A 25744-nucleotide genomic window follows, 5' to 3' on the forward strand; every position below is an offset into this window, starting at 1 on the left:
TAAATGTCGATTTTTTTACAAGGTAATGTTAATAAGCAAAAAAAGGAGGCATTTACGCCCCCTTTTCCAAAACAACTAATCAATCACTACTAACTTAACTACAATTGCTGTTTAATAATTTTTTCCCAATAATTGGCGCGGTTTAAACAAACTTCGGCATCGGTGACGATCGAATCATCTTGTTCTTGGTAGAAAACAATCTCGTCTGTGGCCGAAGGGCTTTTCAGCTCCAAAGCTACGCGCGACAACGGTTGTTTGCGCTCTTTAAAGGTGGCGACGCGACACTCCTTAACAGTGTTTAAATCGACCGTTTTAAAGGTGTCTGCCAGTTTGTTTTTGTACGAAAACACCAATTTATGAACATTCTCGTCCAGACCGATGAGGGTGTTGCCAATCACTTCGGAAGTGTTTATTGATACCCCGTTTTGGGTAGACAGGCGTTGTAAGCTTTTTTTTAATCTTTTTTCAGTTGTACTGCTTTTTATGATTACGAATAAAATAGGCCCCATGAACAATAGCAATATGAAGAGCCCAATGAGGGTGGAACTTGTTTCCATTTTTTTTAAATTTTTGAATTGATTTTCAGTGAAATAAGACGTGTGTGAAAAGAACTAAACACGCATTGCCTGAACTAATTACAATTAATTAGCCTGGCTTAGTATCGTTTCAGAAAAAGAAACGTTCACCAAAAAAAATGGAAAGGGAACAACTGCTGTTCCAGTTGTTTTTTTACATCCCTAAAGTGCAATGACGTTGCCGCTGTTACAGACGGAATGTAATACGCTACCGCATCATTTGCAGCAGCTTTAGTATAAAAAAGAGGGAGCGGATAAACAGGTTCATCCGTTTGTTCATAGGAAACCGTTATTTCTGCAACCTCTTCAAAAAACTGTTGTTTGGAAGAATTTTCAACGCTATAACTTGTGCTATTTGTACTGTTTGTTGCAACCTGTGTGTTAGGAGCAGCAAACGTTTGGCCCGAAACCAAAAAGAGGCTGAGCACCAAAAAGAAGTTAGCGATATGCGTTTTAAATGGTTTCACAAAGCAAAGGTATGCACAAATTGAATTCGTTGTTCTAAAATTGTATTAAAATTTAGATGGTCTTGGTTTTATACCTGCAAGGTTTTGAAAACCTTGCAGGATATGTTAACTGATTAATTTTACCACATCCTTAGCAAAATAGCTTGCTATCAAGCTTGCACCGGCTCTTTTTATGGCGGTAATTTGTTCCAACACAACGGCATCATGGTCTAGCCAACCTTTTTCTGCGGCGGCTTTGATCATGGCATATTCACCGCTTACCTGATACACGGCAACCGGTACATTGACCGCATTGCGGATGTCGCGAACAATATCCAAATAGCACAATCCCGGTTTTACCATGACAATGTCGGCGCCTTCTTCAATGTCCATTAGTGTTTCTTTAATGGCCTCTTCGCGGTTGGCGTAATCCATTTGATAGGAGCTTTTATTTTTAGGCACGTCTTTTTCGTCCACTGGAGCAGAATCCAACGCATCGCGGAACGGCCCATAAAACGCAGAAGCGTATTTGGCACTGTAACTCATAATTCCTGTATCGTGAAAACCTTCATCCTCTAATAGTGTCCGCATTTCAAAAATACGGCCGTCCATCATATCGCTGGGCGCCACAAAATCTGCTCCTGCTTTGGCGTGCGATAAGGCCATTTCGGCGAGCACGGCGGAAGAATCATCATTCAATATTTTCCCTTCGGAAACAATCCCATCATGACCAAAAATGGAATAGGGGTCCAAGGCTACATCGGTCATTACGAGCATTTCTGGCACCGCATCTTTTACGGTTTTAATGGCGCGTTGCATTAACCCTTCGGCATTCAAAGCTTCGGTCCCGCTATTGTCTTTTAGGTTTTCGGGTACTTTTACAAAAAGCAAAACCGATTTCAGCCCTAAGCTCCATAGTTCTTTTACTTCTTTTGCCAATAAATCCAGGCTGTATCGGTAATAATTGGGCATCGAAGCGATTTCTTCTTTTACGCCTTTTCCTTCCACTACAAAGAGTGGCACCAAAAAATCATTTGGAGAAAGGGTGGTTTCCCGTACTAAACTTCTAATGGCTTCGGTGGTTCGTAATCGACGGTTTCTTCGTAATGGATACATATTCAAGTTATGAGTTTTGAGTTTTGAGTTATGAGTTTTGAGTTCACGAGTTTTTCAGTTGGACTCAAGTTATTAAACTATATTATTTCAGTATGTTTGGCAGCTATAGTTACCGTTTAAGAATGTTGCTAATTTCCCTTCTTTCAGAAAAGAAAATCAAGAGCAAAAATACCAATAATAAGGCAGTACCAATGAGCAAATCGCCTTTAAATACATAGAAGGAAAGCACCGAAAAACCAGTTGCAAGCAATACGTAGCCTCCTATTCGTTTTACATCGTAGGGAACAGCATATTTGCGTTGCCCAAAATAATACGAAAGCACCATCATACTTCCGTAGGCCGCCAAGGTCGCAATGGCCGAACCTTGATAACTAATTATCGGGATTAACGCAAAGTTTACCCCTAAAGTAATCAAGGCCCCAAAAACCGAAATATACGCGCCAAACTTGGTGCGGTCGGTCACTTTGTACCAAACGGACAGGTTATGGTAAATACCCAAAAACAGGTTTGCCAATAAAATAAGTGGGACGACGGAAAGCGCTTCCCAATATTCAGACTTCGGGATTAAAATGCGTTTAAAAACATCGATATAGACAATAACAAATAGCAGAATGATGCTTCCAAAAATGGAGAAATATTTGGTAATGGTCGCATAGGTCTGTTTCGCATTTTTACTTTGCGCATGATTGAAAAAAAACGGCTCAATCCCCAAACGGAAGGCAGTGGCGAAAAGCGTCATAAAAACGCCTAATTTATAACAAGCGGCATAGACGCCAACTTCGGCTTCGGCGATGTTTTCTGGTAATAGGTATTTCAGCAAAATTTTATCGAAGGCTTCGTTTATGGAGAAAGCAATGCCCGCAACGAGAACCGGGAAAGCGTATTTAAACATACCTTTCCAAATGGTTTTACTAAAACCAAAGCCTATTTTAATGTACAACGGAAGCAGCACCGCCAAGGTAATGGCACTGGCGATTAAATTGGCGATAAATACATAAGCCACTTTATTTTCCTCGGAATACATTGCGCTCCAGAACGAATCGGGACTGTTTTCGGCCCAACCGGGAAGCACCAGAAAGAAAAAAAGGTTAAACCCTAAATTGACGCAAACGTTAAAGATTTTAATGACGGCATATTTCATCGGTTTTTCGTTGGCACGGTACCAAACAAAAGGCAAAACCGCTAAGGCATCCAATGCCAGAATCAGTAGGCCGTAGGTAACATATTCGGCTTTAAACTCTAAAAATGTTGCCAACGCATCATCAAAAAGCAAGGTAACGGTCAAAAACAAAACCGTGGAAACGGTAAGCGAGGTCAAAGCGGTGGATTGGACTTGGTTTTTTTGGTCTGCATGCTTATTGACAAACCGAAAAAAAGCGGTTTCCATTCCGTAGGAAAGCAAGACGTTCCCCAAAATTAAAAACGCCATTAGCGATGCGTAAATCCCGTATTGTTCCGTTCCTAACACCGAAACATATAAAGGGACCAAAACGATTGCCAAGGCCCTTGGAAGGACGGTGGCCAGTCCGTAAACAAAAGTTTGCTTAAATAGTTTTTTAAAAACGCTCAATCTATTCTGTTTTGAAGCGTAAAAGTATTGAAATTATAGCAACACACTGGTTTTGAAAAGATAAATTAGCTGACCTGTTATGGTTAAATATACTATCCACTATTTAAGTTTTTATACTAGAACCTTAACTAAAAACTTTATAAGTTAAGTTTTTTGGTTAATTCCTTAACTTAAAATAACAGGAATAAAGTAAAAATAAACCTCACAGGTCCTGAAGACCTGTGAGGTTTTAACACAGCAGATTTATTAAATTTAATTATCTGACGTTGTGTTGCTCTGTGGATACGCAAGCATTTCTTTTTTACGGATATCGGTTATCTTAAAATATTCCGTGCTTCCGTTTTGCTCATAACTCACAACGGCTTCGTTGTCTGCTAAATTGAAAGGAAATGGTTCTGGCGGGGTGTTCTGCGCTTCTTTTCTTGGATCGCTGTCCATCACAATATCACGGTTTGTTTTATTTTTAAAATAACCAATGTAATGCTTTTTCGCTTGAGGGGAATTTTTTGCTTTTTCGGATTTGTTTCTGAAGAAAATACTGTCGATCACCACATCTTCCTCCATATTTTTAAAAGTGATGTGCACGTTCGTTCCAGAACCACCTTCTTTAACACCGGCAACCCAATCTTGGTAAAAGACATCATCAATACTAAACGGAGCGTTCTGGGTAAGTTTATAGGAATTCGTTTGGCTGCTGCCACAGTTTGAAAAACTAAAGAAGATAAACGAAGTGGTTGCGAGAAGCAGTATGTTTTTTATTGGTTTCATCATGTTGTGTGCCTTGTTTTTCGGTAGGTAATTTACTGTTTTCTTTTGGTATTGGCAATTGGTCTTTTGTTTTTGCCTACCAGATTCTGAAAACCTTTCTGGATATATTTATAACTTATAGCCAAAACCAATAAATACCGTTGCCCCATCTGCCGCTGTTGCATCCACTGTTACATTATGTGCTTTAAAATATGGAATGGTGAGTTTTACCATCCAATGTTCAGAAAAATTATAATTGCTGCCAATCCCTACGTTAAAGACCGTCAACGCACTGTTTTCAACATATCCGCGGGTCAGGTCCTCAAATCCATAGCCGTAACCTATTTGGGCGAACGCATTGAACTTGTTTTTATTGAACACATAATATTGCATCGATGGGACTACGCCATACGAATGGATGGTCGTTCCGCTATCGTTTTTTAAAACCGTATTGTTGGTGGTAAAAAAACTGATACCTGCGGAAAGTTTAGGAAGAATGAAAAACTCAGCTGTTACCAATCCCATCAATCCTAAATCGTCCGGGCCGTCTTGTGTAATAAACGGAGCGCCTTGGATGGAAAGGGAAATATCGCCTTTTTCATATTGTGAATACGCTGAAGTAAAAGCAATGAAAAACAGGAAAGAAGTGAGTAGTTTTTGAGATTTCATAAGAGTTGGATTAGTTGTTTTCTCAAAACTATCAAATAATATTCCACTATTAGAAAATGGCATAAACAAAAAAAGCCTTCCGAAAGAAACGGAAGACTTTTTTGCACTAAGTAGGTATTATATTTTATCCCGCCAAGGCTTCGGCACCACCAACAATTTCTAAAATTTCGTTGGTAATGGATGCTTGCCGTGCTTTGTTGTATTGCAACGTAAGGTCATCGCGAAGGTCTTTTGCGTTATCTGTGGCTTTGTGCATGGCTGTCATTCGGGCACCGTGTTCACTAGCTACACTATCGCGAATCGCTTTAAATAATTGTGTTTTCAAGCTTTTCGGAATCAGTTCTTCAACAATATCTTCTTTATTGGGCTCGAAAATATAGTTTGGTGTTGCTTTTTGTGCTTCAGCCTCATCAACTTCAGGTGGAAGAATAGGTAGGAACTGCTCATTCATCACAATTTGAGTCGCTGCATTTTTAAATTTGTTATAGACCAATACAATTTTATCGTATTCTCCATCGGCAAATTTTTGCATTAACATTTCAGCAATTTCAGAAACATTATCAAAGGTTAGATCATCAAAAACTTCATTGTTATTGGTAATAACAGTTTCAGTCTTCTTTAAAATATCGTTTCCTTTTTTTCCAATGGTAAGGTAATCTACCTGTTTGCCAGCATATTGATCTGAAGCGATACGTTTTGAACCTTTGATGATATTACTGTTAAATGCACCTGCCAAACCACGGTTAGACGTGATCGCTACCACCAACACCTTGTTGACTTCGCGCTGTTCTGAAAATTTACTTCCAGTATCGTCATCCAGGGTTGCACTTAAATTTTGAAGCAACTCGGTTAGTTTATCGGCATACGGCCGCATCGCCGTGATGGCATCCTGTGCTTTTTTCAACTTTGCAGCCGATACCATTTTCATGGCACTGGTGATCTGCATGGTTGACCCAACAGAGGTGATTCTACTTCGTATTTCTTTTAAATTAGCCATTTTTACAATTATGAATTATGAATTCAGAATTATGACAAATTACTGAATTATGAATTTTTAATTATCGTTACCAAAAGTTTCATCAATTCTTCACAATCTTCACGAAATCCTTTTGGCACTTCAGATAATTGTGTTTCTTCAATAATATCAAGCCAGTACGACGTTTCATCTGCTTCTTTTAAAGCTATTCCCAGCTTGTTTTTGAAATCTTTCGTACTGACAGCACGCTGTGATTCCCTCACATTGGCTCCAATACTGGTTCCAGCTTTTAACAACTGACTTCCTATTTCAAAATAACGCTTTGCTTTCAGTTTCTCAGAATACAGAACTATTTTACAGGCAAAATAGAAAGATTTGTCAACTACGGCATTGTTTCTTTCTATGTACCCCATAATTCTGAATTCTGAATTCTGAATTACTTTTTATATTTCGCTGAAAGGTCTTTTGCCACGGCCGTTAAGGTATCGGTCACCTCATCGGTTAGCTTACCAGATTTCAACGTATCTAATGCATCTCTGTGTTTTGCGTTAAGCAACTCAAGATAGTCTCTTTCAAACTCTTTTACTTTTTCTACAGGAACATCGCGCAACAGGTTTTTAGAGCCTGCATAAATAATCGCGATTTGATCTTCAACTGTATAAGGCGTATTTTCCGGTTGTTTCAATATTTCTACGTTACGCTTTCCTTTCTCGATAACGTTTTTGGTAGCTGCATCAAGGTCTGAACCGAACTTGGCAAACGCTTCCAATTCACGGAAAGCCGCTTGATCCAGTTTTAGGGTACCGGCAACTTTTTTCATCGATTTAATCTGTGCATTACCACCCACACGCGATACCGAAATACCTACGTTAATTGCAGGACGGACACCTGAGTTAAATAAATCACCATCCAAGAAAATCTGTCCATCGGTAATCGAAATTACGTTGGTTGGGATATATGCTGAAACGTCACCCGCTTGTGTTTCAATAATAGGCAATGCAGTTAACGACCCACCACCTTTAACCATTGGTTTTAACACCTCGGGAAGGTCGTTCATTTCGCTGGCAATTTTATCGTCATCGATTACTTTTGCCGAACGCTCCAATAATCTTGAGTGCAAGAAGAAAACATCCCCAGGGTATGCTTCACGCCCCGGTGGACGACGAAGTAATAACGATACCTCACGGTATGCAACGGCTTGTTTTGACAAATCATCATAAATAATCAAGGCAGGACGGCCCGTATCACGGAAATACTCGCCAATCGCCGCACCTGCGAAAGGTGCATAAACCTGCATAGGTGCAGGGTCTGATGCATTGGCGGCAACGATTGTTGTATAAGCCATCGCACCGGCATCTTCCAGTACTTGTGCTATATTGGCAACGGTAGAAGCTTTTTGTCCAACGGCAACATAAATACAATAAACCGACTCACCCGCATCGTAAAATTCTTTTTGGTTCAAAATGGTATCGATCGTAACGGTAGACTTCCCTGTTTGACGGTCACCAATCACCAATTCACGTTGTCCACGGCCTACCGGGATCATCGCATCAATAGATTTAATACCCGTTTGCAAGGGTTCGGTTACCGGCTCACGGTAAATAACACCAGGCGCCTTACGTTCCAACGGCATTTCGTAGGTTTCCCCTTCAATAGGGCCTTTTCCGTCGATGGGCTGACCAAGGGTGTTGACCACACGGCCTACAATGCCTTCGCCAACGTTAATAGAAGCAATACGTTGCGTTCGCTTAACAGTAGAACCTTCGCTGATTTCTTTTGAAGGGCCCAACAATACCACCCCTACGTTATCTTCTTCAAGGTTCAAAACGATGCCTTCCAGACCGTCTTCAAATTCTACCAATTCTCCGTACTGCGCATTTGAAAGCCCGTAAATACGAGCAATACCATCACCTACGGTTAAAACAGTTCCTACTTCGTCCAGTGAAGCCGATGCTTCAAAACCTGAAAGTTGTTCCTTTAAAATTGCTGAAACTTCAGCTGGTTTTACTTCTGCCATTTTGATTTTAGATTTTAGATTTCAGAAATTAGATTTAAAACATCTATAAAACTGAACTCTTTTATACTTGACCCACAAAATTTACGGGTTTACTATACTTGTTTTAGTTGAGCGTAAAGGCTCTTTTTAATCTGTTTAATTTGTTTGCGATACTCGCGTTGTATTGAAGGTCGCCCACACGAAGAATAAATCCTCCAATGATCGACTCATCAATCGTATTTTTAACGGTAACTTTATCGCTACCGGTCATTTCTTTTACTTTTTCCAGTACCTTTTTTTCCAATTCTGGAGATAAGGGTACTGCGGTGGTCACTTTTGCAACCTGCAATCCTTGTTCTTTGTTGTACAGCTCAATATAGCTTTTTGCGACATTGCCCAACAACGCTGTGCGCTGGTTTGCAACCAAGAGAGCTATCAGGTTTTTGGTAACATCGTCTTGCCCACTGAAAACTTTCAACAGCACTTGTTTTTTGTCTTCGGCTTTAATGATGGGGCTGCTCAACATATTACGCAGTTCTTTGCTCTCTTCAAGGGTTTCCTGAATAGACTGCATATCACCAAACAACACGTTTTCGGTGCTGTTCTCGCCTGCTAATTGCAAGGCCGCTTTGGCGTATCGTATGGCTGCTCTGCTCATAGTATTGCCCGCAGTTGCGGGTATCTTTAGGTTATACTTTAATTAGTTCAATTTTGCGTCTGCCAACATATCATCGACCAATTCCAATTGCTCGTTTTTGGTGGACAGTTCTTTGCGCACTACTTTTTCGGCTATTTCGACTGAAAGTTCGGCTACGTGGCTTTTCAGTTCGGCCATTGCAGCTTTCTTCTCGCTTTCAATTGCCGTTTGGGCTTGCTTTATCATCTTGTCGGCTTCGGCCTGCGCTTCTTCTTTGGCATCGGCGATCATTTTGGTTTTGATCTCCCGTGCTTCTTTCATCATCGCATCACGCTCGTTTCTGGCTTCTTGAAGCAGCTTCTCATTGTCTGCCTGCAAGTTGGCCATTTCCAATTTGGCTTTTTCGGCCGAATCCAAAGCCTGTTTTATGCCTTCTTCCCGGTCGTTAACGGCCTTTAATATAGGTTTCCAAGCAAATTTTTTGAGGACAATTATCAATATCACAAAAATGAGCAGTTGCCAAAAAAAGAGGCCAAACGAAAATTGTTCTATCAGTTTTTCCATTATCTAAAATTTCAGAAAAAATTTAATTTTTAATAACACAGTAGCTACAACCAACCGTTGCAGCCACTGTGCGTTTAGTTTAAGCTGCAAACAGTGCAGCAAATCCAATACCTTCAATAAGCGCCGCTGCAATAAGCATCGCTGTTTGAATTTTACCAGAAGCTTCTGGCTGTCGTGCAATCGCTTCCATAGCTTGACCACCGATTCTACCGATACCAAGCGCAGCTCCGATTACAATTAAACCTGCTCCTACAATTTCTGGGATTTCCATAATATATATAATTAAAAATTAAACGTTTAAAAATTAGTGCGATTCCTCATTTGCCATACCAAAGTACAGCGCCGACAACATGGTAAATATATATGCCTGCAAGGCTGCGACCAATAGCTCCAATATAGCCAGTGCAAAGGCCAAACCAAAAGAAAGCGAACTTCCTATCCAGTTTTTGAAGATAAACATCAATGCAATGATGCTCATCAACACGACGTGGCCCGCGGTCATGTTTGCATACAGACGGATCATTAACGAGAACGGCTTGATAAATACCCCGAGCAATTCAATTGGGGCCAAGACTATTCGCATTAACTTAGGTACGCCGGGCATCCAAAATATGTGGGCCCAGTAATTTTTATTGGCTGTAAAATGCGTAATTAAAAAGGTAATCAAGGCAAGGCCAAAGGTAACGGCAATGTTACCAGTGACATTTACGCCCAATGGGGTCATCCCCAATAAATTTAAAAACCAAACAAAGAAAAACACGGTCAACAGGTAACTCATGTATTTTCTGTAATTTTTTTCTCCTATGTTGGGAATGGCGATCTCGTCTCTTACAAATAATACGAGCGGTTCAAGAAAGCGCCCTATGCCGGTTGGTATCCCATTGTTTTTCTTATAGGAAGTAGCCAACGCGCGGAACATGAAAAACATTAAAATAGAGACCAGCACCATGGTCACCACGTTTTTGGTGATGGAAAAATCCAAGGGTTTTTCGTTGGTGGCGTGGCCTTCATCGTCGTAGTTTATATCGCCTGCAGCATTGGTTTTATATATTTTTGAATGGTACAATTTATAATGTTCGCCATCTACTTCGGCCACGGTATTGCCGTGATTGAATTTTGATGAGGAGAACACCTTTATACCATCATCGAACAGGATCACCGGCAACGGAAACCCATAATACTCCCCTTCTTCTTTATCTGAAAAGAAGGTAAAATAATACGAATCCAACAGGTGATGGTCTATAAACTCTTTTATTTTGGAAGTTTGCTCTGTATCTTCATACTCAGTCAACGCCTTTGATTCTGGGCTTTCTTGAGGTTCTTGAGCTTGGGCAACAGTTAGACTCAATAAAACAACTGCTGAAAATAAAATCTTAACTATAAATGGCTTTTGCATAATACACAAATAGTGATGTCCTTAAAATCGGTGCAAAAATACAGTTATATATTTTATTTGAAAACAATTTCAAGTCTTTTTTTCAAGACCCGAAACCCTCAATACTCTTGATTATTAAGCTGTTTGGAAAGATAGGCAACCTCAAGGCCAAGGCATACGGCGTAGGGGACGAAAAAAGCAACAAATTCGATGGTTTGCATGGCGCCGTCTGCATTATAGGCAGGATAGAAAACTAGAAAGAAAATAAGGAACTTCAACCCACTGCCGGCCATAAAAATAAAGCCGGATTGGCTCGATTTTTTTTTCAACGTTCGTTGCACCACGAGCAAGATGATACCGGCCAAGATAAAATTAACCACATAAGATAGTATTATTTTATGTTCAAAAAGTGGTTTTTCCAGTGTGTTCAACACTAAAAGATGAACGGCAAAGGTGACCAAAAGCACCGCAAAGAGAAAGATTAAAAACCGGAAACTTTTACGCATTACTTATTCAACCTTTTGGTTTGCTGGACCACCAAATACAAGGATAGGCCAACACCCAAAAGCGTCCCGATAATGAGAAAGAGTTTGCCACCGTTGTTGTATTTACTGTCGAGCCATAGCCCGCCTTTGATAAAAAGATAGATGACCACGCCCATCTCTATGGCAATTCCGCTAAGGGCAGCCCAGCGCCTTAATCCATTGTTATTGTTGTTGCCCACGTTATTTAAGGGGTTCGGTCGATTTTTTAGCACGTTGTTGCCGGTCGTACGGGCTCGGTTTTGGCGCTTCGCCTTCTTTTAAGGTCGTTTCAGTCTTGGATTGTTTTTCCTTATGCGAACCTTTCATCACGCAGGAAGCATTAAAAGTAGCTCCTGGCTCTACCGCGAGTTTTCCGGCAACTACTTCGCCTTCAATATGCGCGGTCGATTTTAAGGATAAGGTTCCTGAAACATCCAAACTCCCTTCAAACTTTCCTTCAATATCGGCATTTTCACAGGTGAGGGTTCCTTTTATCAATCCGCTTTTGCCCAACACCACCTTAGAGGGGGTTTTAATGGTGCCATTTATGGTGCCATCTATCCTAAAAAAGCCTTCTGAAACCACATCACCTTCCAGAGTGGTGCCTTTATTGATTCGGTTTTGCCCGCTGTTGGGCTCTTGTGCGCTCCGTTCTTTTTTATCTGAAAACATAAATATGGGTTTTATTAGGTTTGTTATTCGTTATTCCACAGGTTCATTTTCACCGTTTAAGTAAGTGTTTAGGTTTTTGTGAATTTGAACGATCTTGTAGTTAGGGGTCGAAATTTCAAAAGAAGGTTTCGTTATCTTGAATTCTTTGTTTTCTTTAAGCGCCTGTGCAAAATTGCGCCCGCCGGTCTTGGTGTTCAGCCCGTGGATCACAACCAGTCTGGTTTCTGGGGTATAATAATCCAGCGAGACGCTCATATTAGTGTAGCGATAGGCATCAATGGCTTCGTCCAATTTATCTTTTAATGCTTGGGCGGCCTCGGTTTCGGTGCTGTCAAATGTATAGACCACTTTCCAACTTTTGGCTTCGGCATCAGGGACAAAATCGCTGGACTCGATACTGCGCAATGTTTTTCCGTAGATAAATTCGGCTTGTTTTCCTTCTTCGGAATTAGGATAATTCAACGCTATGAAATTCAATGCTTTTTTATACGCATCGAACCCTTGCTGGCGGCCTATGGCGGTTGCTTTCAACAATTCGAACTTCGGTACGATATCGGTTCCTGTATATTGCGAAATGTAGGCGTCGCTTTGTTCTATAACATAGTCATACTTGGAGTTTTCAAAATCCTTGTACAATTGGTTGTACTTGTATTCTGGGCTGGACTCATCGGTTGCCAATGCTGTATTGGGGTTACGCAAAATTTCAGCATATCGCGAATCGGGATGATTGGTTATGATGTCGTTTTTGTATTTAGTGGCCAACGGCTCGTTGCCCTGCTCATCATAAATTTTATACAAATTGTATTTAGACGGAAGGATCAAGCGTTTTTCGGGCTTGTAGGTCAATAATTTTTCCAGCCGCTGAGTCGCAAGATCGTATTCCTTAAATTTTTCTTTATAGATAAGCCCCAATTGATAATAGGCAAAGTTACGGTCATCGGCCAAGCTATCGATCACTTTTTCATCGGTCGGTATTTTGGCGATGTAAGTTTGCGGGTCAAACCGTTTGTTGCCCGTGATTACTTCAACGGGTTCTATTTCTTCTTCGGCAATTAATGACGATTGTTTTTCAGAACGCCTCCAGTTGTCTTCCAGTTCCCGGTCACCCCAAACTTTTTTGAATTGTTGTTTCCCGTAAGCGACTGTGGTAGGATTGTAAAAGTAAAACGTGCCTTGGTTTTTAGGTCCTCCAGGCCCCGAATTTTTTGTGTAGAACTCGTTATTGGCAATGCTCTGTTGTTCTTTTACCCTTGCCAAGGAGTCGGCTATGGCTTTTTCTTTCAGTTTTGTGGTGTAATCGGTAAAATAGGCCAGTTGTTCGGCTTCGCTCATTCTGGCAAAACGCAGGATGCTGTCGTTTTCAATGGCAATATCTTCGTATTTTATAACGTCGTCCAGGTTATCGCGTTTCTTTTTAATACGGCGGTGTTTACGGGTGTTCTGTTCTAAGTTGGTCAAGGTACTGTCATAATATGCTCCAGCGGTCTTGTAATTTGCCGCATCGAAATTGATGATGGCCAATGTTTCATAGTTTTTGGACTGCAAGATTTGGTCTGGGGAGTTTTCCTTAATGGACTTGTTGTAATATTTAACCGCTGTTTCTATACTGTCGAGGTTGTAGTAATATTCGCCTATCTGGTTGTATATTTTATCAAGAAAAGGTCGGTTTTCACGATTTTCGGCCAATTCGTTCAGTAACGTTAAAAAGGCGGTCTTATCTTCGTTGTCGTAATCGAAATTACGGGCCTTGGCAATATAGGCGTTTATCATGTACACCCGGGGCGATTTGCGGTTCAGTTCAATTACTTGGTCAAAGGCCATATTGGCGCTGTCGCGCAGGCCCAAACGGTTGTAAAGCTGTCCTTTAATGTAGTTGTAGCGTCCTTTCAGTTCGTTGTTTTCAACGTTTGAAGCGGCAATTTTCATATACGGCAACGCTTCGGCAATGGAATCCATATTAACATAGGCTTCGGCCATAATGGCGGCAACGTCTGCTAATTCGGTTTCATCCATTTCAATCTTTTCGCGCTCTACATCTTCCAAAAGTTCTTGCAGGCTCTCCAGGGCTATTTCTTCATTGTCCAACCGGATGTTCGCTTTTGCTTTCCACACATTGGCATTGGTAATGTTGTTACTGGTAGGGTAGCGGTCTAAAATAAAGTTGAAGGCATCCAAAGATGGGATAAAGCGGCCGTCGTAGTACCGCGCCTTGCCCAGTAGCATATAGGCTTCGTCTATTTGTGGATTGTGCTCTTTGTTGTTTACATAGACCGAATGTTTTTGAATAGCCTTGGCGGCTTTCTCTTCTGCACGGGCAAAATTGCCACTTTTAGTCTCTCCCGGGAGGGTCGCATTTTCGTCCAGGTCCAAACGCTCAACGGGCAGGATTTCCCAAAAATTGTCACGGTAGCCTGTGGCCAGTTCTTCTTTACCGTCTTCAAAAGCCAGATTTCCATTGTAGAGCGTGTTGTATTCTGCCGTTACCGCATGGTAATTACGGCTCATAAAGGTGTTCTTTTTTCGCGAACAAGCCGCAAAAACCAGAACTGCCAATAAAAAAAGTGTGGTTCTATAAATGCCTTTCAAAATGATGTCAATTTAGTATGGTACTGTAACTTAAAAGCGTCGTTTTTAGTATATAATTATAAGAAATAGGCTGTAAAAATAAGGTTCTTTTTGGTTTCTTTAAGGTTATAACGTTAAAAATTGGCGGGAATTGGTCTATTTGTGTCCTTTAAACTATTTTACTTTGTAAATTTGCGAAAAATTGAAATCTATGAGTGGCTTTCACGCGCTACCCGTTTCCGAAATAAACAAGGAAACCCCCAACGCTATATCGATTACCTTTTCTATTCCCGAAGATTTGAAAGAACTTTTTTCGTTCAAAGCGGGGCAATATATTACCATAAAACATACGCTTGACGATACCGAACTGCGTCGTGCCTATTCCATATGCTGCACCCCAGACAGCGGCATTTTAAAGGTGAGTGTAAAAAAAGTAGATGGCGGCACATTTTCGGTTTTCGCCAATACCAAGCTAAAAGTGGGCGATACCTTGGAAGTGTTCCCGCCAGAAGGTAAGTTTGTTTTTGACCCCAAAGATGAAGAAGCCAACGAAATCTCGGACCACTATGCTGCTTTTGCTGCCGGAAGCGGGATTACACCCGTGCTCTCCATTGTTAAAACCATATTGAAAGAAGTGCCAAACAGCACCTTCTTGTTGGTCTATGGAAACCAATCGTTGGTTGAGACCATGTTCCACAGCGAGCTTTTGGAGCTTCAAAAGCAATACGAAGATCGGTTGTTTATTGAATTTGTTTATAGCCGAAAGTTGGAAAACGATGCTATATTTGGGCGTATTGAACGCTCTACGGTCAATATGCTGCTGAAAAACAAATTCAAGGACCGAACCTTTAACTCCTTTTACCTTTGCGGCCCCGAACCGATGATTGATGAAGTGTCTTCTACTTTAAAAGAAAACGGCATCAACGAAAAACAGATTCATTTTGAATTGTTCAATACCGCCGAAAAAGGGTTGCTGACCAAAAAACATGATGGCGACACCCAAGTGACCATCACCCTGGATGATGAAGTGGAAACTTTTTCCATGCCTCAGAAAAAATCGGTGTTGGATGCTGCGCTGGATCACGATTTAGATCCGCCATATTCTTGTCAAGGCGGGATTTGCAGTACCTGCATTGCCCGTATCAAAGAAGGTAAAGCCGAAATGCGCAAAAACCAAATTTTGACCGATGATGAGATTGCCGAAGGACTTATTTTAACCTGTCAAGCACATCCTACTACCGAAACGTTATCGGTTGATTATGATGATGTGTAAAACCCTCACTTAATCTCTCCCAAGGGGAGAGGGACTTGATTGTGATTTTTTTACACAATAATCGATATTTTAATTTATAGCTTTTTAATTGAATAGATTAGACCTCAAAGGTTTCAAAAACCTTTGAGGTCTTCTTTAATGTTAATTTTAAATAACTAAAAAACTTTAAAAACAGCTTCAACAACCGTTTTCGGAGCGATGCTTTTCATTACATTTTCATATCCTTCAGGAAATTTGTTTCCATAAATAGAGGTAGGTATTAACGGGTATTGTTCCCTATCTGCCGTTAACTGGTTTGCAATAGGCTGATTAAAAGGTACAAAACCAGCAAACGGATGCGTAACGCCCCAAAGCGTAATGACCGGAATGCCAAACATGGCTGCCAAATGTCCATTGCCACTATCCATAGAGAGCATGCCGTCTAAATTTGAAATCAGTGCCAGTTCTTCTTCAAAAGTCAATTGGCCAGCAACATTGGTTACTTGCGTGAAATTTGAAGCCAACTTATTCAAAAGCTCTTCTTCTTTTTTACCACCGCCAAATAAGAAGATTTTAAACTTTTCGGTTTTGTGTAATTCTGAAATTACTACTTTCATCAATTCCAACGGATACATTTTACTTTCGTGAGCCGCAAAAGGTGCAATCCCGATAGCTTTTTTGGTATGTTTTCCTATTAAATTGTGCAACCTCTTGTTAAGCTGTTGCCTTTCGGGAACAGTATGTTGAGAAAGGTCTAACGGAAAGCCTAATTTTTCAAAAACATCGGCGTATCGTTGGTGCGTTGTTTTTAATTGAGTGAATTTTTTGTTTTCTGAAGCAGTGAGTTCTCGTTTTTCTTCTCTTCCTTTATCAATCGTAGCAGTTTGTACACCGCGTACCCGTAGGTAATTCGATATTATTTTTGACCGGATTACATTGTGTAAATCGGCCACTGCATCTATTCCTGCTGATTTTGCTTCGTTAGCCAACTTTAACAACCCAAAACCCTTGTGTTTTCCATACACATCGGCTTCTAAAAATTCTACAGTCGGTATGGTATTAAAAAAAGGTTTAAAGTGCTTTTTTGAAACTACTGTGAGTTTAACTTCAGGATATGTTTTAGCAAAAACCTGCAAGACCGGTACCGTCATAGCCACATCACCCATTGCAGAGAGGCGGATTACGAGGATGTGAGTGGGTTTGGGCATGGTTTTAACTTTGATGCCGGTGGCTTCGATACAATTTAATTTGGTGATGTACCATCACGGAATTAAATCACTCAGCCACCTTAGGTTTGGCAGTTTGAATACGATGTAAGATATATCTCAAAAATTTTGAAACCCTTTAACTACCCCGTCAGCAAGCTGCCACCCCTCCTTGAAAAAAGGAGGGGTGCTCTAAAATTACTTTTCGCCGCGAAGAACTGGGTTTAGCTCGTCGTCGTTGTACATTTTCATTTGTTTGTACACTTTCATGTACTTATCGCCATTGGCAATATCGTCCAGCAACTGGTTAATGGCGGTGCTTAAGTCAACTCGTTGTTCCAGCAATACATTCAATTTAGCTTTACAAGCGGCTTGGTGTTTTTGCGAGGCATCTTTGCGATTGGCCTCTTCGTTCATATGGTATATTTTCAATGCCAGTATGGACAAGCGGTCAATGCCCCAAGCTGGGCTCTCGGTGTTGATGCTGGCATTATCTTTCACTTTTACGTCTTTGAACTTCTCTAGAAAATAGCTATCGATATATTCTACTGTATCGGTACGGTCTTGATTAGAGGCATCGATTTGCCGTTTCAATTTTAATGCGCCCACAGGATCAATGTTTGGATCGCGAATGATATCTTCATAATGCCATTGCACGGTATCGATCCAGCATTTCCTATACAATAAATGTTCGATTAGCTCTGAATCCTTATCATACGGATTGGTAAACGGCTGGTCCACCGAATCGATTTCGTGATATTTATTGATTACTTCCTTAAATATTTTGTTGGCTTTGTCGCTGAACATAGTGTTTTTGTTTTTTAAATCGGTGGTTTCGTTACAAATTTACGAAATGCTTTTGCAATTTGTGAATTCACCACCTGAATAATGGCAGGAAAGCTCAACCACCTCACAATTGGACTTTTATTATTATCAATTAATGCATCTTAGAAAAAATAATCCTTGGGTGGTTGAGTGTTCCGCCAAAAGGCGGAATGTATCGAAACCACCGATTCCTATTTTTTCTCCAATATATGCAAATATTCAACGGTTGCATTGGCTTTATGGTTTCGGTTTTCGGTTTTATCGGCTTTAAAGCGTTGGTATTGCTTTGTTTCTAAACTGTACTTCCCAAAACGTTTCATTATGGTTTCCACCTCATCCCGGCTCATTAGTCCTTCGTTGTTGTAACTTAAAAAAATGTGGTCGAACTGGGCGTTTTCAATCAATTCGGTGAACGATTGCAGTACCTCTCCTTTTTTGCAATAATCGCTTTTGTAATACTCCCGAAGGCCGGTTTTCCCTTTAGGCACAAAGGTATCGTATTTTGCAATAGTATTGAGCAGATGATAGTTGGCACCGTATTGCCGCGCGTTGTAGGGTGGGTCTAAGTATAAAATATCGCCTTCAATTTCCGTAATGAGTTGGTTGCTGTCTTTTTGAAATACTTGGTGTGAATGTTCTGTTTTCTGAAACACTGCTGGTTTAATTATCATTTTTTTTGCCGCGGAAGCTTTTATTTTTTTTAAGAATGCGCCATAAACCGAAGCGGTGTTCGCCACCTTATCGGCACTTTCCAATAACGAAGCCAAGAGAAAGTAATATTGGTTTTTATCTATTTCTGAAGCATTGCGCCAAACTTCAATTTGTTGGCGGGCGGCGTCTATTTTCTGTCCGTTTTCCGAAGTGAAATACAGCCGTCTTGCTTTTCCACCTTCAGAATAATTATCGAAAACAAATCCTTTTTGGGGTTTTAGGTCGTTCAATTGAGAAAGCAACATTTCAGAAGAAGCTATTTCAGTATGGTTACCAATATAATTCCTGTTCAACACATAGCTGTAAAACTCCACATCGTTGGCAATTATTTGCTTTACGTGGGTTTTAAAGGTGCGGCCTACAATCCCGGTTCCGGCGAAGAGGTCGCAGAAAGTTTTTTGGGACAAATCACTTCCGCAGACCGAGGTGACGGTGTCGAAAATAAAGGAAGATAGTTTATGTTTAGAGCCTATGTAATTCATGTTGTCACCCAAATAATTGCACTTAACGCTTGTGAATTGTCTGCAAAAGTAAGGGAATGTAGCTTGTTAGGATTGAAATTGGAAACATATTTTTCTATTTCGGCTTTAAGCAAGGAAAGATTGGCTTTCAGCTTCCAATGCTCCCCGTTTTTATCAAAAACCACAATGAACAAGCGGTTTTTTAAGTGATGTCGTTGTTGTATGCTTTGATTATCATACAACCACTCAATCAATTCTTTTTCATGTGTTTTTGCATACGCCCAAGACTTTTTAAACTGCTTGGGGAACACCGTGGTTTTATGGTCAAACGGGATGTTTTGTATGCTAAAATCGACCAAGCGGTCTTTTGGATTATCTGTTGGGGTTACTTGGGTTAAGTTTGTGAAAATATGCTCCACAGCAGTAGCGCTCCAAAAGTTGTACCAGCGGTTTATGGTGTAATTGAAAAGGTCGCGTTTGTTTAAGTTATGTACCCTAACCACCTTGGCCATTTTTGGCATCAATGCCTCCCAAGTCTCCGTTCTGTATATAAAGTTGGTATAACCGTCCCACAAATTGTTTTGTTTACGACCCCATACATACGGATACTGTAAGCGCTTTTGCAGTTCTGCTTCTAATGCTTTAAGGTTTAAAGTTTTCATATAAATAACAATACAATAGGAACCAAAACCACCAACCAGAGCAACCCTTCCTTAAAACGGGCTTCTTGTACGTTTTCAATATAATTGGTTACAATCACCGATAAGGGAGCAATGATAAAAAACAGCTCGGCTCCTGTTTTTTCAGGGCTAAACAAGGCAATGGCCATACAAACAGCTAGTGTTATAAGTAACAAAATAGCATTGGGTTTTTCCTTTTTTGACAACGAAGCGATTTTTAGGAGCCTAAAGGGCAAGGACCAAATTAAAAACGTGGCCATAATAGCGGCCGGAAGTAATATTTTAATGTTATTATAAGCAGAAAAGTCTAAACTTATCGTTGGAATCCACTCAGCTATCCATAAAAATGAGTCGTCCACCAGTAGGTGAAAGCTTACCGCCAAAATAAATACGGCCATAAAACCAATAAACGGGATGATAAACAGCCGGTGGTTGGTTTCGGGTTTCTGCAAGATGGAGAAAAACAATAATACAAAAAACATCAGGCTCCAAAAGTAAAACAATGCCGCCACGGTTATCCACAACGAGGCGTCGAGTATTTTTCGTTCAGTGTTTTTTTCAGAAGAAAGGCTCACCAACCTCCTAAAAGCCATTAGCAAAAACACATTGGCGAGCAGAATGTCCCGGTTCAAGAAAATAACGGGCAAGGTGATTAAAAAACAGGTGAAGAGCAGGACGGTGTACGTGTTTTTATAGGTAAGGTCGTTTTTGCGCACGATGAAATCCAAAAGAAAAATAGCAAAGACCGACCAGCCTATAAAAAACAGGTTGACCAGCAATTGCGAAAAGCCGAGGGCGTTTTCAACCCGTACCAAGGCCCCAAACACATAGCCCAGAAAGATGACCGCCCCGAAGACCACGAAATTAATTGGTTTGGATTTTCCGAAAAAACTTGTAAGCATAGCGGGTATTGTCTATTTTTGCGGTATAAATATACAGATATGGAATGGAAAGACTTCTTTTACGGTATTGCAGATTTATTTGAAAATGTACTTTTTATACCGTACGATGCCCTGCGCGACTTAGAGTTGGACAGTTGGTTTTTGGCCAATATTTTTTCGTGGATATTTATCCTTATTGGCGCAACAGCCTTTGTTTATTGGATGCTCCAATTGAAAAAGTTTGACGAAAACACCGAGGACACCTATACGTACGAAGAAGGAAATTTAAGTTAGGTCGAAACCGATATCGGTTCTATAATACATCCTGTCGAAAGTTAGTTTTTCTATGTTTTGGTAGGATTTTTTTAGTGCTTTTTTGTAATCATCGCCTAACGAGGTAACCGCCAACACCCTTCCGCCACTGGTGACTAACTTACCCTCTTTGCCTGTGGTCCCAGCGTGAAAAATGATGGAATCTTTAATTTTATCAATTCCTGAAATTTCTTTTCCTTTTTGGTAGGCTTCGGGATATCCTCCTGAAACAAGCATGACCGTTGCTGCCGCACGATTATCTATTTCTAAGGCTATCGTATCCAATTTTTGCTGAAACGTGGCTTGCAATAATTTCCCAAGGTCGGTTTTTATCCTTGGTAGCACCACTTCGGTTTCGGGATCGCCCATACGCACGTTGTATTCAATTACATACGGCTGGTTGTTTACCTTTATCAAGCCTATGAACACAAACCCTTTGTAATCAATTTTTTCTTTCTGAAATCCTTCAACCGTTGGTTTTACAATGCGTTCTTCAATTTTTTGCATAAACACTTCATCGGCAAAAGGAACTGGAGAAATAGCGCCCATCCCGCCGGTGTTCAAGCCTTTGTCGCCTTCGCCAATGCGTTTGTAGTCTTTGGCGGTAGGCAGGATTTTATAGTTTTTGCCATCGGTCAATACAAAAACGCTCAGCTCGATTCCGTCTAGAAATTCTTCTATGACCACCGTTTTGCTGGCTTCACCAAATTTTCCGCCCAACATATGTTCCAGTTCGGTTTTTGCTTGGTCTAAGTCTTCAATAATCAAGACGCCCTTTCCGGCGGCCAAACCATCGGCTTTTAATACATACGGCGGTTTTAGGGTTTCCAGAAATTCTTTTCCGGCTTTCAACGATTCTTTGGTAAAACTTTCGTAGGCTGCCGTCGGGATGTTATGCATCGCCATAAACTCTTTGGCGCGTTCTTTACTGCCTTCCAACAACGCCCCTCTTTTTGAAGGGCCGATGAGCATGACATCCTTTACTGTTTCAGAAGCAGAAAAATAATCTGAAATTCCTTGCACCAACGGGTCTTCGGGACCAACGACAACCATTTTAATATTGTTTTCTATCACCGCATCTTCAATCGCTTTAAAATCGGTTACTTTAATATTTAAATTGGTGGCTATGGCTTGGGTACCGGCATTTCCAGGCGCAACAAACAAGGCATCGCACAATTCGCTTTTTTTAAGTTGATGGGCAAAAGTATGTTCGCGGCCACCGGAGCCTAAGATTAAGATGTTCATAAAGAAGATTTTATTGGACTTCAAAAATAATTGTTTGTAACTTGAACCCCTAATTTTTTTAGGTTGAATTTATTTGAAACGACGTTACGGCTAAAGGGCTTTCCCATTCGGGAGGCAAAAAAGCGTTTGCAGGAAATACAGCAACTTTCAGAAACCGAGCATCAAGCATACGTGCACGATGCCCGGCAGAAAATTTTCGATTTTCACTTGCGGGAAAATCTTTTTTACCGGGATTTTATTGGCGATGCCCTCTTTGAAAAATGGGAAGACATCCCTGTTTTGACCAAAAAAGATTTGCAAATCCCTTTAAAGAAGCGGCTGTCCCAAGGTTTTACCAAAAAAAACAGTTATACCAGCAACACTTCCGGCTCTAGCGGGACGCCGTTGTTTTTTGCGAAAGATAAATTTTGCCATGCCATGACATGGGCAGTGATTATCGACCGTTTTGGTTGGTTTGGAATCGAGTTGGACACTTCATTTCAGGCACGTTTTTATGGCATTCCGTTGAATGTAAAAGATTACCAAAAGGAACGGTTAAAAGACCGGTTGAGCAATCGCTACCGGTTTCCTATTTTTGATCTTTCCGAAGAGAAACTGGAAGAATTTTTATCTATCTTCCGAAGAAAAAAATTTGATTACATCAATGGCCATACCAGTTCCATCGTGTTGTTTGCTAAATACCTTCAGAAAAGAAGCATTATCCTTTCGGAAGTTTGTCGCACGTTGAAATATTGTATCACGACCAGCGAAATGCTTTTCCCAACAGACAAATTTCTATTAGAAAACCAATTGGGAGTTCCCGTGGCGAACGAATATGGCGCCAGCGAGTTGGACCTTATCGCTTTCACCAACGAAAAGGGTGCATTTCAAATTAATACAGAAACTCTTTTTGTAGAATTATTGGACGATAATGACCAATCTGTTCCATTTGATACTGCGGGTCGCGTGGTAGTTACTTCACTCTTTAACAAAGCACATCCTTTTATTCGTTATGAGGTGGGCGATATTGGCGTTATGGATGAAGCTTCTACGGTAAAAGAACCCATTTTAAAGCAATTAATTGGCCGGTCTAACGATAATGCTATTTTAAAAGACGGAAAAACCGTCCCTGGCCATACATTCTATTACGTTACCAAAAGCATTGTGGAAGAGGACGGGAATGTAAAGGAATTTATTGTAGAGCAGACTGCCTTAGATGCGTTTACTATTGTGTATGTTTCTGAACGGGAACTTACAGAAAAAGAAGTGAAAAAAGCAAACCAGTCCTTGACACAATACGTAGACGGCGACCTCAACATCACCTACAAGCGCGTAGAAGTATTGCACCGCAACCAAAGTGGGAAATTAAAGCAATTTGTGTCGAAAATAGATTTGATACAAGAGAATTGATATTTTAGATAAGGAATTTCAAAACTTTCTTAAATGTCCCTAATAATCAATATAGAGGAAAAAGTTATTTGTATTTTTGAATGGCTTGCATAAAAAATATATTAAAATGAAGATAACAATCGTTGCTGGAGCCCGTCCCAATTTTATGAAAATTGCTCCCATAATTCACGCGATTGAAAAAAAAGAGGGCATAACCTACAGGCTTGTGCACACAGGGCAACATTACAATAAAAACCTGAGCGAAACTTTTTTTACTGAATTAAACATCCCAAAACCCGCAGTAAACCTAGAGGTAAAGAGCGGATCGCAAGCCACCCAAACGGCTGCTATCATGGTCGCTTTTGAAAAAGATCTGGAAGAAAATAAAACAGACCTTGTGTTGGTAGTTGGTGATGTTACCTCAACCATGGCTTGTGCTATTGTAGCCAAAAAAGCCCACGTGAAAGTGGCTCACGTAGAAGCCGGTATACGCTCTGGAGACCTTACGATGCCAGAAGAAATAAACAGGATGGTGACCGATAGCATCACCGATTATTTCTTTACCACCTCGGTCTCAGCCAATAAAAACCTGTTAAAGGCTGGAACACCTGAGAACCGTATTTTTTTTGTTGGAAACGTAATGATAGACACGCTTAAAAAAAACTTACCTTTAATTAAAAGACCTAATTTTTGGGATATTTTACACCTAAAAGAAAAGCAATTTTATGTGCTAACATTACATCGGCCGTCTAATGTAGATGCCAAAAAAGATTTCTCAAAGTTATTACAAAAAATAATGGATGAATCTGATGACACCCCTGTGATTTTTCCAGTACATCCGCGTACGCAAAATATATTGAACGAGGCCAATCTCAATTTTGAAAACCTGCATTTTGTGGAACCACAAGGATATCTATCGTTTATTTACCTTATAAAAAATGCGAAAGCCGTTCTTACAGATTCAGGCGGGATTACTGAAGAAGCCTCAGTTTTAAATATTCCTTGCATAACATTCAGGAATTCAACAGAACGGCCTGAAACTTGCGAGCTGGGTACAAACAGACTGGTTGGTACTGATTTTAAAAAAATAGACCGTGCTTTTAAAGACTTAAAAGCCAATAATTGGAACACCTACACAGAAATACCTAAGTGGGACGGACATACAGCAACCCGTATTGTAGAAATTATTGCTAATGGCTATGAACAATAAGGAGGTTTTATTAATCTCCAATTACTTCCCGCCAGAAAAAGGGGCGGCCCCAAACCGCATGCACACCTTAGCTGTTAATTTAAACAGAGCGAATTACAACGTTCACGTGGTCTGCCCAATGCCCAATTACCCCAAAGGCGCTATTTTTAAAGAATTTAAAGGCAGTATTTACAAAAAAGAGGTGGAAGCTGCAGGCACCATCCATCGGCTGTGGCTGTGGCCCAGCAATTCCAGCAATAAGTTTGTTCGCTTACTTTCCATGCTGTCTTTTTCGATGAGCCTTTCATTCTTCTTTCTATTTAAAAGAAGTCCCAAAAAGATATTTATACAATATTCACCTGTTTTTGTAGGCTTTACCGCTGTTTTTTGGACGTGGTTGCTTGGCAAAAAAAGGATTTTAAATGTATCGGACCTTTGGCCCTTGGCAGGTTTGGAAATGGGTTTGCTTCATAAAGGAGCGTATTACTCGGTTTTGGAATGGATGGAGCATTTCTGTTATAAAAAGTCGCATCTGGTGGTTGGGCAGTCTGAAGAAATTCTAACCCACGTAAAAGCAAGATGTAATACAGCTCCTTTTTTATACCGAAATATCCCAGATTTCAACCCTCCGTCATTTATGGAAACTTCACTTGAAAAACCCATTACCCTCGTCTATGCCGGTTTATTGGGCATCGCACAGGGATTGACGGAAATATGTTCTAAAATACAGCTTCCCGATGACGTTGAACTGCATATTTATGGCGCCGGACCAGAGACAGATAAGATCTCAAAAATCAACAAGAAAAATATCGTTTACCACGGCGAAATAGACCGGACCGAACTCCATAAAACCCTGCAACAATATGATCTTGCATTTATACCGCTGACCAATAGGATTTACGGCTCGGTACCTTCAAAATTGTTTGAATATACCCGTTTGGGGCTTGCAGTGATTTATTTTGCAGGTGGCGAAGGCGGAAAGTTGGTTGAAACACACCAATTGGGATGGAACATACCAGTTTCAGACTTTGATGCGTTACAAGCCTTTATTTCTGAATTATCCATAGAAAAATTAAAAGCATTAAAAAAAGAGGAGGTACAAAAGAAAGCGGTTAAGGCCTTTAATTTTCAAAAGCAGTTTAACAACTTTGTAAAAGCATTAGAAAGCCTTTAAAATTATGTT

At 40.5% G+C, this 25744-nt stretch carries 28 protein-coding genes; 5 read left to right on the forward strand and 23 right to left on the reverse strand.

Features of this window, described 5'->3' with window-relative positions; all coding sequences use genetic code 11:
• Positions 1–98: 98 nt before the first annotated feature.
• The 17 genes from DDV96_RS06710 to porW all read right to left on the reverse strand — a co-directional run bounded on the left by DDV96_RS06710 (position 99) and on the right by porW (position 14453).
• Positions 99–557, reverse strand: a complete 459-nt coding sequence (locus DDV96_RS06710) for a hypothetical protein (protein WP_116693994.1) — start codon at positions 555–557, stop codon at positions 99–101.
• 125 nt (positions 558–682) lie between these two features.
• A complete protein-coding gene (locus DDV96_RS06715) occupies positions 683–1042 on the reverse strand; it encodes a hypothetical protein (RefSeq protein ID WP_133240821.1) in 360 nt (119 codons plus the stop codon).
• Positions 1043–1147: 105 nt separating this feature from the next.
• Positions 1148–2137 carry a porphobilinogen synthase gene (hemB, locus tag DDV96_RS06720; RefSeq protein WP_116693996.1) on the reverse strand — a complete coding sequence of 330 codons (990 nt, stop codon included), beginning with the start codon at positions 2135–2137 and terminating at the stop codon, positions 1148–1150.
• Between the two features lie 109 nt (positions 2138–2246).
• Complete coding sequence (locus tag DDV96_RS06725; protein WP_116693997.1) at positions 2247–3707, reverse strand: lipopolysaccharide biosynthesis protein; 1461 nt, start codon at positions 3705–3707, stop codon at positions 2247–2249.
• Positions 3708–3959: 252 nt separating this feature from the next.
• Positions 3960–4478, reverse strand: a complete 519-nt coding sequence (locus DDV96_RS06730) for a hypothetical protein (RefSeq protein ID WP_133240822.1) — start codon at positions 4476–4478, stop codon at positions 3960–3962.
• A 105-nt stretch (positions 4479–4583) separates the two neighbouring features.
• Entirely contained in the window at positions 4584–5123 is a 540-nt protein-coding gene (locus DDV96_RS06735; RefSeq protein WP_116693999.1) for an outer membrane beta-barrel protein, read from the reverse strand.
• A gap of 124 nt (positions 5124–5247) precedes the next feature.
• Positions 5248–6120 carry an ATP synthase F1 subunit gamma gene (gene atpG / locus DDV96_RS06740; RefSeq protein ID WP_116694000.1) on the reverse strand — a complete coding sequence of 291 codons (873 nt, stop codon included), beginning with the start codon at positions 6118–6120 and terminating at the stop codon, positions 5248–5250.
• 47 nt (positions 6121–6167) lie between these two features.
• Positions 6168–6512: a four helix bundle protein gene (locus tag DDV96_RS06745; protein ID WP_116694001.1), complete on the reverse strand. Its 345-nt coding sequence runs from the start codon at positions 6510–6512 to the stop codon at positions 6168–6170.
• Positions 6513–6535: 23 nt separating this feature from the next.
• Positions 6536–8116 carry a F0F1 ATP synthase subunit alpha gene (gene atpA, locus DDV96_RS06750; protein ID WP_116694002.1) on the reverse strand — a complete coding sequence of 527 codons (1581 nt, stop codon included), beginning with the start codon at positions 8114–8116 and terminating at the stop codon, positions 6536–6538.
• A gap of 103 nt (positions 8117–8219) precedes the next feature.
• The gene (atpH, locus tag DDV96_RS06755; protein ID WP_116694003.1) at positions 8220–8753 is read right to left on the reverse strand and encodes an ATP synthase F1 subunit delta; all 534 of its coding nucleotides are present in this window, start codon (positions 8751–8753) and stop codon (positions 8220–8222) included.
• A gap of 42 nt (positions 8754–8795) precedes the next feature.
• Entirely contained in the window at positions 8796–9296 is a 501-nt protein-coding gene (locus tag DDV96_RS06760) for a F0F1 ATP synthase subunit B (RefSeq protein ID WP_116694004.1), read from the reverse strand.
• A 79-nt stretch (positions 9297–9375) separates the two neighbouring features.
• The gene (gene atpE, locus DDV96_RS06765; RefSeq protein WP_165805979.1) at positions 9376–9567 is read right to left on the reverse strand and encodes an ATP synthase F0 subunit C; all 192 of its coding nucleotides are present in this window, start codon (positions 9565–9567) and stop codon (positions 9376–9378) included.
• A gap of 33 nt (positions 9568–9600) precedes the next feature.
• Positions 9601–10692, reverse strand: a complete 1092-nt coding sequence (gene atpB / locus DDV96_RS06770; RefSeq protein ID WP_116694006.1) for a F0F1 ATP synthase subunit A — start codon at positions 10690–10692, stop codon at positions 9601–9603.
• A 98-nt stretch (positions 10693–10790) separates the two neighbouring features.
• Positions 10791–11177, reverse strand: a complete 387-nt coding sequence (locus tag DDV96_RS06775) for a DUF6168 family protein (RefSeq protein WP_116694007.1) — start codon at positions 11175–11177, stop codon at positions 10791–10793.
• Positions 11177–11395 carry an AtpZ/AtpI family protein gene (locus DDV96_RS06780; RefSeq protein ID WP_116694008.1) on the reverse strand — a complete coding sequence of 73 codons (219 nt, stop codon included), beginning with the start codon at positions 11393–11395 and terminating at the stop codon, positions 11177–11179. The genes DDV96_RS06775 and DDV96_RS06780 overlap by 1 nt, the downstream gene beginning before the upstream one ends.
• Position 11396: 1 nt before the next feature.
• Positions 11397–11867 carry a bactofilin family protein gene (locus DDV96_RS06785; RefSeq protein WP_116694009.1) on the reverse strand — a complete coding sequence of 157 codons (471 nt, stop codon included), beginning with the start codon at positions 11865–11867 and terminating at the stop codon, positions 11397–11399.
• Between the two features lie 30 nt (positions 11868–11897).
• Positions 11898–14453 (reverse strand): type IX secretion system periplasmic lipoprotein PorW/SprE, encoded by a 2556-nt coding sequence (gene porW, locus DDV96_RS06790; RefSeq protein ID WP_116694010.1) that lies wholly within the window; start codon positions 14451–14453, stop codon positions 11898–11900.
• A 190-nt stretch (positions 14454–14643) separates the two neighbouring features.
• Here porW and DDV96_RS06795 point away from each other — a divergent pair, with 190 nt between their 5' ends.
• Positions 14644–15705, forward strand: a complete 1062-nt coding sequence (locus DDV96_RS06795) for a ferredoxin--NADP reductase (protein ID WP_116694011.1) — start codon at positions 14644–14646, stop codon at positions 15703–15705.
• Between the two features lie 155 nt (positions 15706–15860).
• On the opposite strand, the gene DDV96_RS06800 is transcribed toward DDV96_RS06795, so the two are convergent.
• The 5 genes from DDV96_RS06800 to DDV96_RS06820 form a co-directional block, all read right to left on the reverse strand.
• Complete coding sequence (locus DDV96_RS06800; protein WP_116694012.1) at positions 15861–16892, reverse strand: glycosyltransferase family 9 protein; 1032 nt, start codon at positions 16890–16892, stop codon at positions 15861–15863.
• Between the two features lie 195 nt (positions 16893–17087).
• Complete coding sequence (locus tag DDV96_RS06805; RefSeq protein WP_116694013.1) at positions 17088–17696, reverse strand: DUF4254 domain-containing protein; 609 nt, start codon at positions 17694–17696, stop codon at positions 17088–17090.
• A gap of 209 nt (positions 17697–17905) precedes the next feature.
• The gene (locus tag DDV96_RS06810; protein ID WP_116694014.1) at positions 17906–18907 is read right to left on the reverse strand and encodes a DNA adenine methylase; all 1002 of its coding nucleotides are present in this window, start codon (positions 18905–18907) and stop codon (positions 17906–17908) included.
• The gene (locus DDV96_RS06815) at positions 18904–19548 is read right to left on the reverse strand and encodes a hypothetical protein (protein ID WP_116694015.1); all 645 of its coding nucleotides are present in this window, start codon (positions 19546–19548) and stop codon (positions 18904–18906) included. The genes DDV96_RS06810 and DDV96_RS06815 overlap by 4 nt, the downstream gene beginning before the upstream one ends.
• The gene (locus tag DDV96_RS06820) at positions 19545–20468 is read right to left on the reverse strand and encodes a DUF6427 family protein (protein WP_133240823.1); all 924 of its coding nucleotides are present in this window, start codon (positions 20466–20468) and stop codon (positions 19545–19547) included. The genes DDV96_RS06815 and DDV96_RS06820 overlap by 4 nt, the downstream gene beginning before the upstream one ends.
• Before the next feature lie 39 nt (positions 20469–20507).
• On the opposite strand from DDV96_RS06820, the gene DDV96_RS06825 reads away from it, so the two are divergent.
• A complete protein-coding gene (locus tag DDV96_RS06825) occupies positions 20508–20741 on the forward strand; it encodes a DUF6341 family protein (RefSeq protein ID WP_116694261.1) in 234 nt (77 codons plus the stop codon).
• On the opposite strand, the gene purD is transcribed toward DDV96_RS06825, so the two are convergent.
• On the reverse strand, positions 20733–22004 hold the full coding sequence (gene purD, locus DDV96_RS06830; RefSeq protein ID WP_116694017.1) for a phosphoribosylamine--glycine ligase: 1272 nt from the start codon (positions 22002–22004) through the stop codon (positions 20733–20735). The genes DDV96_RS06825 and purD overlap by 9 nt on opposite strands.
• Before the next feature lie 63 nt (positions 22005–22067).
• On the opposite strand from purD, the gene DDV96_RS06835 reads away from it, so the two are divergent.
• From DDV96_RS06835 to DDV96_RS06845, 3 genes are all read left to right on the forward strand, one after another.
• Entirely contained in the window at positions 22068–23393 is a 1326-nt protein-coding gene (locus tag DDV96_RS06835) for a phenylacetate--CoA ligase family protein (RefSeq protein WP_116694018.1), read from the forward strand.
• Between the two features lie 106 nt (positions 23394–23499).
• Positions 23500–24582: a non-hydrolyzing UDP-N-acetylglucosamine 2-epimerase gene (gene wecB / locus DDV96_RS06840; protein WP_116694262.1), complete on the forward strand. Its 1083-nt coding sequence runs from the start codon at positions 23500–23502 to the stop codon at positions 24580–24582.
• Entirely contained in the window at positions 24566–25735 is a 1170-nt protein-coding gene (locus DDV96_RS06845) for a glycosyltransferase family 4 protein (RefSeq protein WP_240607684.1), read from the forward strand. Before wecB ends, DDV96_RS06845 begins: the two co-directional genes overlap by 17 nt.
• The last annotated feature ends 9 nt before the right edge of the window (positions 25736–25744 follow it).

Source organism: Marixanthomonas spongiae, from assembly GCF_003095375.1.
Classification (GTDB): Bacteria; Bacteroidota; Bacteroidia; order Flavobacteriales; family Flavobacteriaceae; genus Marixanthomonas; species Marixanthomonas spongiae.

Bases quoted from the DNA above. Each gene is read 5' to 3' on its own strand.
- wecB (WP_116694262.1), top strand. From the start codon at position 23,500: ATGAAGATAACAATCGTTGCTGGAGCCCGTCCCAATTTTATGAAAATT.
- DDV96_RS06785 (WP_116694009.1), bottom strand. From the start codon at position 11,867: ATGTTTTCAGATAAAAAAGAACGGAGCGCACAAGAGCCCAACAGCGGG.
- DDV96_RS06730 (WP_133240822.1), bottom strand. From the start codon at position 4,478: ATGATGAAACCAATAAAAAACATACTGCTTCTCGCAACCACTTCGTTT.
- DDV96_RS06820 (WP_133240823.1), bottom strand. From the start codon at position 20,468: ATGCTTACAAGTTTTTTCGGAAAATCCAAACCAATTAATTTCGTGGTC.
- DDV96_RS06795 (WP_116694011.1), top strand. From the start codon at position 14,644: ATGAGTGGCTTTCACGCGCTACCCGTTTCCGAAATAAACAAGGAAACC.
- DDV96_RS06800 (WP_116694012.1), bottom strand. From the start codon at position 16,892: ATGCCCAAACCCACTCACATCCTCGTAATCCGCCTCTCTGCAATGGGT.
- hemB (WP_116693996.1), bottom strand. From the start codon at position 2,137: ATGTATCCATTACGAAGAAACCGTCGATTACGAACCACCGAAGCCATT.
- DDV96_RS06760 (WP_116694004.1), bottom strand. From the start codon at position 9,296: ATGGAAAAACTGATAGAACAATTTTCGTTTGGCCTCTTTTTTTGGCAA.
- atpG (WP_116694000.1), bottom strand. From the start codon at position 6,120: ATGGCTAATTTAAAAGAAATACGAAGTAGAATCACCTCTGTTGGGTCA.
- atpA (WP_116694002.1), bottom strand. From the start codon at position 8,116: ATGGCAGAAGTAAAACCAGCTGAAGTTTCAGCAATTTTAAAGGAACAA.
- DDV96_RS06810 (WP_116694014.1), bottom strand. From the start codon at position 18,907: ATGAATTACATAGGCTCTAAACATAAACTATCTTCCTTTATTTTCGAC.
- DDV96_RS06710 (WP_116693994.1), bottom strand. From the start codon at position 557: ATGGAAACAAGTTCCACCCTCATTGGGCTCTTCATATTGCTATTGTTC.
- purD (WP_116694017.1), bottom strand. From the start codon at position 22,004: ATGAACATCTTAATCTTAGGCTCCGGTGGCCGCGAACATACTTTTGCC.
- DDV96_RS06815 (WP_116694015.1), bottom strand. From the start codon at position 19,548: ATGAAAACTTTAAACCTTAAAGCATTAGAAGCAGAACTGCAAAAGCGC.
- atpE (WP_165805979.1), bottom strand. From the start codon at position 9,567: ATGGAAATCCCAGAAATTGTAGGAGCAGGTTTAATTGTAATCGGAGCT.
- DDV96_RS06805 (WP_116694013.1), bottom strand. From the start codon at position 17,696: ATGTTCAGCGACAAAGCCAACAAAATATTTAAGGAAGTAATCAATAAA.
- DDV96_RS06845 (WP_240607684.1), top strand. From the start codon at position 24,566: ATGGCTATGAACAATAAGGAGGTTTTATTAATCTCCAATTACTTCCCG.
- atpB (WP_116694006.1), bottom strand. From the start codon at position 10,692: ATGCAAAAGCCATTTATAGTTAAGATTTTATTTTCAGCAGTTGTTTTA.
- DDV96_RS06735 (WP_116693999.1), bottom strand. From the start codon at position 5,123: ATGAAATCTCAAAAACTACTCACTTCTTTCCTGTTTTTCATTGCTTTT.
- DDV96_RS06825 (WP_116694261.1), top strand. From the start codon at position 20,508: ATGGAATGGAAAGACTTCTTTTACGGTATTGCAGATTTATTTGAAAAT.
- DDV96_RS06775 (WP_116694007.1), bottom strand. From the start codon at position 11,177: ATGCGTAAAAGTTTCCGGTTTTTAATCTTTCTCTTTGCGGTGCTTTTG.
- atpH (WP_116694003.1), bottom strand. From the start codon at position 8,753: ATGAGCAGAGCAGCCATACGATACGCCAAAGCGGCCTTGCAATTAGCA.
- DDV96_RS06745 (WP_116694001.1), bottom strand. From the start codon at position 6,512: ATGGGGTACATAGAAAGAAACAATGCCGTAGTTGACAAATCTTTCTAT.